Below are 12433 nucleotides of genomic sequence, written 5' to 3'. Positions count from 1 at the left end.
GAACGTCTTCGAACCCCGAACCGGAGGGCAAGCGCGACCGGGGAGAAGTAGCGAAACCGTCGACACACGCGCTTCGCTTCGCGATGTGGCGCGTGCGATCGACCGTGTTAGCTCGTCGCGTCCTCCGGCCAGGTCCCATGCCACCAACGGACAATTCGTTCCGCTAGGACCTCTTCGGTCCCGTGCGAGGACATGCCCATGTTGCCGAGGGCGTGTTGAAGCGCACGCTGCACCTCCGGCACTCCACCCCCATCGAAGAGTGCCGCGAAGATCGGTCCGAGGTACGCGTCGTACTCGTTACGCGGCCACTCGCTCCCGGGCCCGAACACTCCTATCGGGTCCCATTCGTTGAGAAACGCTCGAAGCTCGCGCTCGCCGACGAGTCGCCACCAATCGGCTACGTCCGGACGCGGTGACTTCACGCGACGAGGCTAGCGACCCTAGATCAAACTCGTAGCCGGGCAACAACCCCATGTCTGCGCCTGGGGAGATCATCACGCTCCGGCACGGCAGGTCGATGTAGCTCGAAGAGGCAGGCCACGAGACGCGCATGGGGTCTGCGGCCAACCGCCCCGATTCGACGACAGTCGAAATTAGTGCTTCTGTGGACAGACGCTATTTTCGACCGCTGTCGAACGATGATCCCCAGGTCTTCAACCGCTCCTTTAGGGCTGATGCGGACGCGGACCCCGCCGTCGCACCGGCCGTGCGCGTTGATGACGAGGTCGACGCCGACGGTGACTCGCCGGACGGGGCCGGTCTCGCGGTCGTTCACCGCGCTCGAAGGGCTTGTCGTGCTTGGCGTTGGGCACGAGTTGGACGCCATCCGCGGGCGCCGGCTCGCGTGACCGCCGCCCGCCACCCCGATCTGGCACTGGGACGTGTGGACGATCCCGCGCTGGTCTAGGAGCGTTTCCCCCCGGGGCGGCGTCCGGCGCCGGCGTAGATCAACCGTCCGTCGCCGCTCTCGGCATCGCTTTCTGACTCGTCACTGCTGCTGCCGTCCGCATCCTCGACGTCGTCGTCGCTTTCCTCCGTCACGGGGTCAGCGACGGCCTTGCGCTTATGCGAGGGCGCGCCGAACTCCTCGAGCTCTCTTCGGGCCTTACGTACAGACGCTCCGATGCCGCGGAACATGTAAGCGGCGACGCTCGAGCCGGTCTTGAGCCTGACTGTTCCGTCTAGCTCCTTGACCTCGATGTCGTCGAGGAGTTCAACGATTGCCTTCGCCGCGCCGGGACTTACCGGGTGACCGATGGTCTTGTCGATGGCCCGCCGGATCGCTGCTCTCCCGTTCGACTTGGAGTAGTAGGACTTGCCGAGGACTTGGTTGAGCGCCTTGAGAAGCGAGTCCAAGGCCGCATTCCTGGCGGCTTCGGCGCGTTCGGCGTGCTGCGCGGCCGCCTCGAACTTCGCCTTGTCGGCCTTAGTAAGCGTGCCCTTGCCGAGCTGCTGGGGCACAGGCGTGTCGTATCGAACCTCGGCGACGTACTGACGAGTTTTCCATTGCGAGCCGGTTTTCTTGAGGATGTGGTCCGGCGAGCCATGGCTCGTGATGTCTATCCACGCCACTTCCTCACCGTTCAGCAGGACCACGATGTCGGGTCGCGTGTGACCGTGCGCGACCTGGAAGGTGAACTCGTACGGAGCAATCTTGATCGCTTCAAGCGACTTCTGCGTAAGCGTCTCAACCGCGTAGCCGTAGCGAGCGAAGAAGAACGGCGGTAGCTCCGAAGGTTTTGCCTTGAAGGAGTCCCAGGTCTTCACCCACCGCCCGAGATAGCCATCCACCGCGCCATGCGCTTTTAACCCCGGGTCAGCATGAAGAAGCTTCACTGCTCGGTCGACCTCCAGCTGCACCTTCTTGCCGATCTTGGCTAGCTCCCCCGTATTTGACTTGGTCTTGGACGTTGTCAGGTACGGCTCCAGCGAGGTCGAGCGCAAGAGCCAAGGCCCACCGATACGCCCTGATCGCAGAGCCTCAACCACGGCCTGATTTCCCGCACAGCGCTGCAGGGATAGGATCGCCTCGCTTGTGAAGGCCTGCGCCGGCGCCTGCTCGGCGACTCGTCCCAGTGGCGGACTTGGGGCTTCGACGCGCACACGCTCCATTGCCGGCCGATCGTACGGCTGCCGCGGCCGGTCGGATCCCGGCTAAGCCACGCCCGAGCCCTCCAACGGCGGTGGCATACAGATCCGCATCCCGGGCGGCGGACGACCGGAAATTGGCGCTTCCCACCACGACGCGGCGTGGCAGGACCCGACTGCTGGGACAACCGTCAGGTGGCCGCCGGGACGAAGGGCTGCGACGTGGGATTGGGGGCCCGCGCGTCCATCACTGAGGGGTTCGAGTGCAGACATACGCGGCAGCTCGTGATGGACGCGACGGCGGTCGGTCGGTGCGAGATTCGTTTGTCGGCCGGCGCGGTTCGGCGGGCTTAAGGAATGTGGGACATTCCGCTTCGTCGTCTGAGGACTTCTTTGAGCAGTTGACGCGCTCGAGCGCGGGCGGGTTCGAGGACGGGCCTGCCGGGCTTGACGGCACGGCGCGCCGCTGGCGTGAGAGTTCCCGCGACTGCCGGCCTCGGACGGCCGCGGCGGCGGTCCGCCACGGAGCGAACGGTCGAGCTCGTTGGGTTGTGCCGGCGTGTTTGTTCGCGGTCGCGGTGGTGGGTGGGGCGGGCGCGGTCACGGTGGTCTCTCGCGAGGGCGAGCGGGTTGTGGCGGTTGATCGCGGGCGAGAGGTCGTGCCGGTGATTGCTCCGGGACTGCGTGATTTCGCGGTGCCTGGCGCACGCGCCCGAGTTCGCGCTGGGCGAGCTGAGGGCAAGGGCGCGCGTGAGCGGGGGCAGGGGCGACGGCAGCGGGTGGCGGAGCGCAGGGGGCGGGCGCCTGGTGGCGGCTCGCGCGCCGCGCGGGCGCGTGCTCGCGAGCGCGCGCCGGAGCCTGCACCGCCGGCGCGCGCCCCGGTGGTGGCTGTCTCCGCCCCGTCGCCTCCGGCGCCGCGGCCGCCGAGTCCGCCGGCGGCGGCGCCGGTGTGTGTGGAGTTTCCGCCGTGTTGAGGGCCGTTGGAGCAATGACCGTGGGAGGTCTGTGATGGGTGTGGTTGCTGGGTGTGCGCGGTTGGCCGCGTTGGTGTCGGGAGTGGTGTTGGCGGCGTCGGTGATGGCGCCTGCGCAGGCGTTGCGGGCGGCGGGGGTGACGGGGAGCGCGCCGTCGAACGCGGGCGCGATCACGTCGTTTGTGTCGACGATCACCGACAACGCGTTGTGGTTGATCGGGACGATCGCGACGTTGGCGGTGTTGATCATCGGCGGGCTGTTCTTTTTCGGGCACAGCCGCGCGCCGGATTACGCCGCGCGGATTGCGATCGGCGCCGTGATCATCGTCTCGGCCCCGGGGATCGCCGCGTGAGCGCCCGCCGCCCTCGGCTCGCGGCCACGGGAGTGGCCGTGTTCGCGGCGGCTTCGCTGGTGGCAGCGATATGGCCGCGGGCGGCGTGGGCGGCGGACTTGTTCCCGGTGGACGACTGGCTGGGATCCGGCATCAAGAAAGCGGGCGAGGTGGTGCTCGGCCCGTTGAAAATCGGGGCGGAGTCGATCGCCCGGTTGTTGGTCACGATCGTCGGCGCGCTCGCGGATCTGCTGGTGCCCAAGAGCCTGGTGCGCTCCGGGGTGGACGGCATCCGGTGGCTGGTGTCTCTGCCGCCGGTCGGCACCGAGGTCAACTCCGGTGGGACGGCGCTGGGGGTGCGGATGCCGCACTTGCATGAGCTGCGTGAGGTGCTGACGTGGATCGGCGTCACGTTGCTGCCTTTGGGGTTGATCGTGTCCGCCGCGCGGGCGTATTTGGCGCCGGGCGTGGATGGTGAGAGCCCGTCGGAGCTGTTGGCGCGCGTGCTGGCCGCTGCGATCGGGTTGTTGCTTTACGACTGGGCGTGGGGCGTGCTGGTGCGGTTGGTGAAGCTGGTCACGGACGGGCTGCTCGGGTTGCCGTGGGTGGCGGACGGGATCGAGCGGATGTTGGAGACGTTGCTGATCGGCGGCGCCACAGGTTCGGCGGTGGCGGCGGAGTTCGTGATCCCGCTGTTGGTGTTGTTCGCTGGCGGCACGCTGCTCGGTCTGGTGTTGGTGCACGTCGGGTTGATGGTCGCGACGTCGCTGGTGTACGTGCTCGGCGGCCTGGTCCTGGGCTTGTCGGTGACCTCGTTCGGGCGCCGGCTGTTGGCGGCGTGGCTGCTGGCGGCGAGCGCGGTGGTGGTGTTGCCGGTGTTGTGGTCGGTGGTGTTTGTGACCGGGTCGGCGTTGATGCTCGACGCCCAGCCCGCCGCCGGCGACGGGTTCGCCGGATTCGTCGCGCAGCTGTTCAACGTGGCGGCGGCGGCCGGAACGTTCTTTGTCGCCATCAAGCTCTCGTTGGCGGTGTTCCGCAACGCCACCGGCGCGATCACCGGCATCACCAGCGCCGGCCCGGCCAGCGGCGGCGCGCGCGCCGCGAGTGCCGTGGCGGGGCGTCCGGCCGCGTTGGCGGCCAACGCGACGCCGGCGGGGCTGGCGCGCTTTTCCGCGCAGATGCGCGGGCGCGCAGCTGCGCTGGCCAGCGGTGGTGCGCGCGTCGCGGTAGCGCCGATCGCGCACCCCGCGCGCACGCTCGGGACGGCCGCCCGCGTCGCCGCGCACCCGGTGCAGAGCACCCAGCAAGCGGCCGGGTCCTTGCGCGCTGCGCTGACTGGGAGCTCGCCGGCCGCGGCTGCAGCCAACGCGACGGCTCACGCCGGTGCGGCGCATCCGGGGCGCGCCGATGCCTTCGCGCGCCCACCGGCGTCGCCGACAGCGACGGGATCGTCGGGGGTCGACATCACACCCTCGAACGCTCGCGCCGGCGCCGGTACGGACGCGCCGCCGGCGGCAGGCGATCGCGGCCCGAGCGCTCGGCGATCGGGCGATTCGTCGCGTCGGTCGGCGCCGCAGCCCACCCCGCCCGGCCGTGCCGCCGCCGCAGCGCCGGCGACCGTGCGCTCGACCGTGAACCCCGCCGGACCGCCCGCCGGCGCGTCCGAGCCGAGGGGCGACACGGTGCCGCGACCCACTTCGCGCACACCGACCACGTCGGCGCACACGACCGGGGGCGCGGCCGGCCGGGCGCGGTGGTGGCCGCTGGCGCGCAAGACTGACAGCGACGAGAAGCGGGGTGGGCGATGAGCGAGCCGAGCGAGCTGCGTGCGGCCTACCGGACGCTCAACGAGCCGACCCGGCTGCTCGGGCTCTCGCTGGGGGGGTGGCTGGCGATCGGCCTCGCGGCCGGCGCCGGGTACGGGCTGTTGCTGATCTCGCCGTTGGGGTGGCGGGTGAACGTGTCGGTGGCGATCATCGGGCTGGGCGCGCCGCTGGCGCTGTTGGTGTTGCGCGAGCAGACCACGATCAGCCCCGGCCGGCTGCTGCTGGCGATCATCGCCTGGCGAGCGCGACCGGCCGTGATCACCGGCCTCGACGAAGGGGAGCAGGTTGACGTGGTGCGCCGGGGCGGCGTGCGCCTTGACCGACCCATGCCGCCGGTGTCTGAGCAGCTCGCCGTGGACGAGAACGGGTGCTGGTCGTGAGCGGGCGCTCGCGGACGCTCGGGGACGTGGTCCCGCTGGCAGCGGTCGAGCCCGACGGGCTGCTGGTCACCGACGGGCTGCAGTACGTGCGGCTGCTCTCGTGTCGCCAGCTGCTTAAGCCGCGCGCGGGCGGGCCTGCGCACCGCGAGCTGTTGCGCGAGCGGCTCGGGGCGCTCGCCGCGCACCTGCCGGCCGGGCACGGGCTGCAGGTGCTTGTTGAAGCCGAACCGCTCGATCCGACGCGAACGCTCGCCCGTGACTGGGAGCACGTCGAGCTCGCCGCGGCGGACGCGCAAACGCACGGTGACGAGGAGCGCGCGCGGGCGATGCGGCGGCTGGCGCTGGGGCTTGAGCAGACTGTGCGGCGCAGCGCGCCCGCGGTGCAAGCGGCGGCGCTGCGCTGGACGATCGCGGTGCGCTGGTCTCCGACCGGCCTGCCACGCCGACGTCGAGGGCGCGGGGTGCGGGTGATCGCTCGGGCCGCGCACGAGCGCGCCGCCGCCGACAGCGCCCGCTTGGCGGAACTGGTCGCCGGGGACCTGGTCGCCGCCGGCTGCCAGGTGGACGCGCTCGATGGCGAGCAAGCGCTGGCCGCACTCGCACGCATGATCAACCCTGCAGCGGGCGAGCGGATGCTCGCAGCGGGCGCGCCGCAGGTGCTCGAGAGCGCCGATCGCGACCAGGCGCTTGCGCATCGCGCCGAGCTGCTCGCTGCGCTCGGAGCCGCGGAGTTGCGGGTGGAGCGCGATTGGCTGGCGCGCCCGGGGAGCGGTGAGATCGAGGCGATCGCGCATCTGTCGGGGGCGCCGGGGGACACGAGCGTGTGGTGGCTTTTGGCGTTGATGGAATTGCCGCCGCCGTGGCGGCTGGCGGTGCATGTGACCGCGACCGATCGTGTGCGTCAGCGGCGCCGGTTTCGGCTGCGGCACCGGCGGTTGTGGGCGGATCTGCGCCGGCGCGAGCGCGACGGCAAGTTGATCAGCGAAGAGGCCTATCAGCAGGAACGCGAAGCGGCCGACATCGACGCCGAACTGCGCCTGACGGGAGCGGCGGGGATCTACGAGGTCTCCATCTATCAGGCGATCCGCCGCCCCGCCGGCGACCGCGAGCAACTCACTGAGCTGCTCGCCGGCGTGGCGCGCGACTTTGAGAGCTACACCGACGCGCGGCTGTACACCGGCCGGTTTCTTGCGGAGCCGTCGTGGGTGTCCACGCTGCCGCTGGCCACCGACCGGTTGGGCGCGACGCGCCGGTTCGCGCAACGCAACATCGGCGACTGCTTGCCGCTGCACAGCCTCAGCGCCAGTTCCCCGGGTGGGGTGCCGCTGGGGTACGCGCTGCCGGGCAGCACGCTTGAGCGCGTCGACCCCTTCGATCCCGCCTACCGCACCCACGTCGCCCTGATCACCGGCGCCTCTGGGTCCGGTAAGACGGTCGCCACCAACGCGCTGCTGGCCCGCAACCTCGCCCGCGGCGCGACCGGCTACATCATCGACCGCTCCTCCAGCGAACACGCCGCCGGCGGTGCCCGGCACGCCGGGCACTACGAGCAACTCGCCGCCCTGATCCCGGGCGCGCGGGTGATCCACTACGGCGCCGGCCAACAAGACGCGATCATCAATCCCTGGGACACGCCGAACCCGGCGCACGTCCCGGCGAGCAAGGTCGAGTTCCTAGTCGCCCTGCACGCGCTGCTGGTCGGCGACCCGACGCCCACCGGGCACGCGCTCACCGGCCTGGAGCGCTCGCTGCTGGCGCGAGCGATCCACCAGAGCTACGCGCACTGCGCGCAGACCGGCGAGCTCCCGCGCGAGCGCGTTCTGCGCGAGCAGCTGCGCGCACTTGCTCGGGCGCAAGCCGATGACACGCGCGACGGCGATTCCGGTGTCGCGGGCGAGCTGCGCCGGCTGGCTGAGCGCTTGTACCCGTACGTCCAGGACGGGCCGCTGGCGTGGCTGGCTGACCGGCCGACCACCATCCCGGCGGGCGCGCCGCTGGTGGTGTTCGACCTTGCCGGGTTGCCGGACGCGCTGGCCGCCCCCGTGATCCTCGCGCTGGTCGATCACATCGACCGCGAGATCGCCCGCCGCCGCGCCCAGCACCTCACGGATCATCGCGCTGGCGGCGAATGGGCCGGCCGGACGTTTCTGGCCATCGATGAGGCCTGGAAGCCGCTGATGACCCCCGCGGCGGGGGCGTGGCTGAACGAGTGGGCGCGCCGCACCCGCCACATCGCCTGCGCGCTGCTGGTCATCAGCCAGCACCTCTCGGACTTCGCCAACCCCCAAGGCCGCGCGCTACTGCGCAATTCAGTGCTGCGGTTGCTGTTTCACACCGCGCACGACGAGCTCGCCGAGATCGCCGACACGCTTGACCTGCACGCGGAGGATCTGGCCGAGATCAGCGCGCTGCAGACCCGCAAAGGCGAGCACTCCACCTGCCTGCTGGACTCTGAAGCGCACGGGCGCGCGACCGTCCGCATCCAGCTCTCCGACATCGAGTACTGGGCCTGCAGCGCCGACCCCGAACGCGACCAACCGCTGCGCGAGCTCGCGCTCCGACAAAGCGGCGGCGACGCCTGGGCCGCCATGCGGCTGCTCGTCGACGCCGCCTGGCACCGGGCTCAAGCTGAGCAACTCGCCGGCGACACCCCGGCGGCGCGGTCGTGAGCGCGTTCGCCGCCGCCGGCCGCGCCCTCGCTGCGGCACGCACCCTCACCAGCTCGGGCAACCAGGGCGGTGGAGGCGGGTCGTGGTGGCTGCTCTTGCTGGCAGTGCCGCTGGCGCTGCTGATCGCCCTCGTGCTGGGGATCATGCTGCTGCTGGCCGGCGCCGTGCAGCAATGCGAACCCGGCGCAGACACGCAGACCGCCGCCGAGTTCAGCGGGCCGGGCTCGCTCGGCGGCGTAGCCGGCACTGGCTTGACCCGCGCACAGATCGACGGCGTGCGCACCGGCAGCCCGTACGCCGGCACCACCGTCACCTCAGGCGAGTACCTGGCCACCAGCTACGGGCCGCCGTGGGGCGGCATCCAAGGCCAAGGCATCGCCACCAGCGGCGGTCTGCGGATCGGCGCCGCTTCGCCCCGCTGGTACATGATCGCCGTCGACCCGCGGTTGATTGGCCACGGCACGCTCGTGTACCTATGGCCGAACCCGTTCGGCTGGCACGGCCCGTTCCTGGCCGCCGACACCGGCGGCGCCATCCAAGGCCAGCGGATCGACTTCTACGACTGGCGCGGACGCCTCGCCCAATACCGCTGGGGCCACCGCCACACCACCGCCAGCCCCACACCGCAACACGACGACGCACCGCAAGTGCTCGACATCGCCCCGGTCTCCGCGACCGCGTGCGCCGCAACCGAGCCCGATCACGCGGGCGAACCGGACGCGCTGGCGCTGCCCGGCGTCCAAGGCCGCGTGACGATCGCGCCGCTGGCCAACGCGACCGGCCGCGCGGTCCGGCCCGAGCTCATCCAGTTCCTCGAGCGCGTCGCCGGGATCGCCGGCCGCGAGCTGGTGCTCACCACCGGCACCAACCACAGCAAGCACAGCAGCTCCGGCCGCATCTCCGACCACTGGGTCGGCCTCGGCGCCGACTTCGGCTCCGTCGCCAACCGCTTCCCACTCGGCGGCGGCTTCGGCACCCGCCTGGCCGCCGCCGGATTGCGCGCCGCCGGCGTCCCCGAAACCGAAGCGTGGCGGCTCGCCCAAGCCGGCGGCGGGCACGACGTCTGCCACCACAACTGGCGCATCCAAGTGATCTGGCGCACCGGCGACCACCACGACCACGTCCACATCGGCCTGCGCCCCGGCTGCGCCTTTACCGGCGTACAGACCTTCCAGATCTGATGGATCGCCGACTGCGCATACCGCTGCTGGTCGGCTGCCTGGCCGTCGGCGTCGCCGCGACCAACGCGACGCAACCGGTCGAGCTACCGAAGCCGGCGCCAGCGGCGAACGCGACGCCCGGTCCGCCGCCGGCGGACCGCCAAGCAGCCCGGGTGGCGACGGCGTACGCCTTGACGGCCACCAACTGGACCTCGCGCACGCGGCTCACAGCGTGGCGGCGCGAGCTCGCGCTCGCCGCTCCCGACTACCGTCGCCAGCTCCGTCGCACCCGACCCACTCGCTCCTGGCTGCGCGCGCTTCGGATTGAGCGAGCCAGCAGCCGCTCGACCGTTGTGGCTGTCGAGCAAGTCGCGGCGGTTCGCGGGTCACGAGCCCGGGTGCTGGTGACTCTGCGAGAACGTACCGCCACCAGCCGTGGGACGCTTGTGGGGGAGACACGCAACCAGGTCCTCTTGCAGCGGAGCCACGGCGAGTGGCAAGTCACGCGCTGGACGGTCTTCGCGACCGAGGAACCGCGGTGACCGGAGCGCTGCGGTTGGTGGCCTGGGGACTGGTCGTCGCCGCGGCGGCCGGTGCGCTGCTGGTCACGGTCGGCGTGTACGTGGTGCACGTCGACGAGCCCGTTGACGCGCTGCCGGAGTCGATCGGCTCGGTGCTCTCGCTGACTCGCCACAACGCGGTCGTGGCGCTGTGGCCGCTCGCCTTGGTGGCGCTCGAGTGGCCGAGGATCCCGGCCGCGCGCACGGTCGGGGACGCGCTGGCCGCCGGCCAGGTGCTGCTGCACGGCGCCATCCTCGGCAGCGCCCTCGCGCAACAACCGGACCTGTGGCGCTTCTTGCCGCACCTGCCGTTCGAGCTCGGCGCTCTAGCCTTGCCTGTCGCGGCGTGGATCACCGCCCGCCGCGCCACCACGCGGACGTCGACGGGGCTAGCCCTGACCGCCGCCACCGTCGTGGCGCTGGTTATCATCGGCGCGGTCGTCGAGACCTACCTGGTGCCGCTGGGATGACTCCCGCACGGCAAGTCATCGGTGCCGCGAGGACGGACGCGCTGGCGGTGGGCCGTGACCGGATCGGTGCCCCAAGACGGGTGAAGCGGGATCTGGATCGGAGGTCTCGAGGTCCCCCTTGCTTCGCCTTCAAGCATGGCCGCTTGCGGTCCGGCTGCAACCCGCACGCGTGGGGTTTCCCTCCCTGCCGGTCGGTTCCGCCGGCCGCTCGGTAGCGGCCCAACTCGGCTTACAGCAAGGGGGACCAGCCAACCGGCCCAGGCCCCGCAAACCACCGCCCCAGGAGGCGAACGACCGTGTCGGCCACCAACATCAACCGCGTCACCTTGACCGGCAACCTCACGCGCGACCCCGAGCTGCGCGCCACCCCCGGCGGCACGAGCGTCTGCTCGATGCGGATCGCCGCCAACACGCGCCGCAAGCACGACGGCGAGTGGATCGACAAGCCCAACTTCTTCAACGTCACCGTCTGGGGCGCCCAGGCTGACAACTGCGCCCGGTTCCTGTCCAAGGGCCGGCCGGTCGCCATCGACGGGCGTCTGGAGTGGCGCGAGTGGACCCAAGACGACGTGCGCCGCGAAGCGATCGAGATCGTCGCCGACACGGTCCAGTTCCTCACCGCCCCCACCCGCGACCAGGACCCCAACGGCAACGCGGACCACGTCCCCGCCGGCGCCGCCCACGAGGACCCGGACGACATCGCCTTCTGACCATGCCCGGCGCGGCGGCCCGCAGCGGGCCGCCGTGCCTCGGCCGTGCTGGAGAACGACCATGACCCTGAACCTCAGGCCATCCGGACCCGCAGCGGACATGCCCACTCCTGACCCGCACAGCCCGCCGGTCGCGGGCACAAGCAGCCCGCTGCTGGCCGCGCTTGCCTACGCCGCCGCCGGCTGGCCCGTGCTCCCGGTCCACGCCCCGACCGCGACGGGCGGATGCTCGTGCGGCCGCGTCGGGTGCCGCGCTATCGGCAAGCACGCGCGCGTCCGCGCCTGGCCCCGACGGGCTACCACGGACGTGCGCGTGATCGCCGCTTGGTGGCGGCGCTGGCCGGACGCCAACGTCGGGGTGCACACCGGCACGATCGTGGTCCTCGATGTCGACGGGCCCGACGGAGCCCGGGCACTGCTCGACCTCCAAGCGGCGCACGCGCCCCTGCCACCGACGCGCTGCGCGATCACCGCCCGCGGCGCGCACCTGTACTTCTGCGCAGACACGCACCTGCTCGACTGCTCAGCTGCGCAACTCGGTCCCGGGCTCGACGTACGCGCCCGAGGCGGGTACGTGATCGCGCCACCAAGCCGGCACGCCACCGGCCACCTCTACCGCTGGGCCAACACCCACGCGCTCGCACCGCTGCCCCCATGGCTGGCCGAGCTGCTCGCCGGTTCCGCGCCCGACGAGCCCGCCCGAGCGGTGCTGCCGCCCGCGATCGCCCGCTCAGGCGACCGCCGAGCCCGGTACCTGCAGGCCGCGCTCGACGGCGAATGCGCCGCGGTCGCCCGGGCACCGACCGGGACCCGCAACGCAACGCTCAACCGGGCCGCGTTCCGGCTCGGACAGCTGGTCGGCGCCGGCCTCGGCGAGCCCAGCCTCATCGCCGACGCGCTCGGCACGGCCGCCCGACAATCCGGGCTCGGTCCTACGGAAGCCGACGCGACGATCGCATCAGGCCTGGCTGCCGGCCGAGCGCATCCGCGGCCGCTGGCCGACGTCGCGTGACCACCTCGCACGGCTGCGCGGGGTCGCGCTCGATAAGGGGTGTTATGCGATGGCGGCCGCCCGACGCCGAACTGCATTGAATCCCCGGCGAACCCGCCGGCATGCTCGCTGTCCCTATCCGTCTCTATTGGCGAAGAGACTCAGCGCTCGTAGACGACGCCAGCGCGTTTCTGGCGGCCCGCCACTATTCCAACCGGGTGCAATGTCCGTGGACTAAGCGCTCTTTACATGTCCTTCGAGGACTGACTAAGGT

The 12433-nt window shown here is 71.4% G+C and carries 10 protein-coding genes; 9 read left to right on the top strand and 1 reads right to left on the bottom strand.

Features of this window, described 5'->3' with window-relative positions:
- Positions 1–903: 903 nt before the first annotated feature.
- Positions 904–2112, bottom strand: a complete 1209-nt coding sequence (locus OJ962_RS18105; RefSeq protein WP_202958015.1) for a hypothetical protein — start codon at positions 2110–2112, stop codon at positions 904–906.
- A 1011-nt stretch (positions 2113–3123) separates the two neighbouring features.
- On the opposite strand from OJ962_RS18105, the gene OJ962_RS18100 reads away from it, so the two are divergent.
- The 9 genes from OJ962_RS18100 (at position 3124) to OJ962_RS18060 (ending at position 12180) form a co-directional block, all read left to right on the top strand.
- On the top strand, positions 3124–3414 hold the full coding sequence (locus OJ962_RS18100) for a hypothetical protein (RefSeq protein ID WP_202958016.1): 291 nt from the start codon (positions 3124–3126) through the stop codon (positions 3412–3414).
- A gap of 107 nt (positions 3415–3521) precedes the next feature.
- Positions 3522–5201 (top strand): hypothetical protein, encoded by a 1680-nt coding sequence (locus tag OJ962_RS18095; RefSeq protein WP_270006512.1) that lies wholly within the window; start codon positions 3522–3524, stop codon positions 5199–5201.
- On the top strand, positions 5198–5599 hold the full coding sequence (locus OJ962_RS18090; RefSeq protein ID WP_202958018.1) for a hypothetical protein: 402 nt from the start codon (positions 5198–5200) through the stop codon (positions 5597–5599). The genes OJ962_RS18095 and OJ962_RS18090 overlap by 4 nt, the downstream gene beginning before the upstream one ends.
- An 86-nt stretch (positions 5600–5685) precedes the next feature.
- Positions 5686–8268 (top strand): VirB4 family type IV secretion system protein, encoded by a 2583-nt coding sequence (locus tag OJ962_RS18085; RefSeq protein ID WP_270006511.1) that lies wholly within the window; start codon positions 5686–5688, stop codon positions 8266–8268.
- Positions 8265–9449, top strand: a complete 1185-nt coding sequence (locus tag OJ962_RS18080) for a 3D domain-containing protein (protein WP_202958020.1) — start codon at positions 8265–8267, stop codon at positions 9447–9449. The genes OJ962_RS18085 and OJ962_RS18080 overlap by 4 nt, the downstream gene beginning before the upstream one ends.
- The gene (locus tag OJ962_RS18075; protein ID WP_202958021.1) at positions 9449–9970 is read left to right on the top strand and encodes a hypothetical protein; all 522 of its coding nucleotides are present in this window, start codon (positions 9449–9451) and stop codon (positions 9968–9970) included. The genes OJ962_RS18080 and OJ962_RS18075 overlap by 1 nt, the downstream gene beginning before the upstream one ends.
- Positions 9967–10458 carry a hypothetical protein gene (locus OJ962_RS18070; protein ID WP_202958022.1) on the top strand — a complete coding sequence of 164 codons (492 nt, stop codon included), beginning with the start codon at positions 9967–9969 and terminating at the stop codon, positions 10456–10458. Before OJ962_RS18075 ends, OJ962_RS18070 begins: the two co-directional genes overlap by 4 nt.
- Positions 10459–10754: 296 nt before the next feature.
- Positions 10755–11168, top strand: a complete 414-nt coding sequence (locus OJ962_RS18065; protein ID WP_202958023.1) for a single-stranded DNA-binding protein — start codon at positions 10755–10757, stop codon at positions 11166–11168.
- A 100-nt stretch (positions 11169–11268) separates the two neighbouring features.
- Positions 11269–12180 (top strand): bifunctional DNA primase/polymerase, encoded by a 912-nt coding sequence (locus OJ962_RS18060; RefSeq protein WP_202958024.1) that lies wholly within the window; start codon positions 11269–11271, stop codon positions 12178–12180.
- Positions 12181–12433: the final 253 nt, after the last annotated feature.

Origin of the sequence: Solirubrobacter deserti, from assembly GCF_027587175.1 — a bacterium.
GTDB classification, from domain to species: domain Bacteria; phylum Actinomycetota; class Thermoleophilia; order Solirubrobacterales; family Solirubrobacteraceae; genus Solirubrobacter; species Solirubrobacter deserti.
This window is presented reverse-complemented; position numbering and strand designations above follow the sequence as displayed.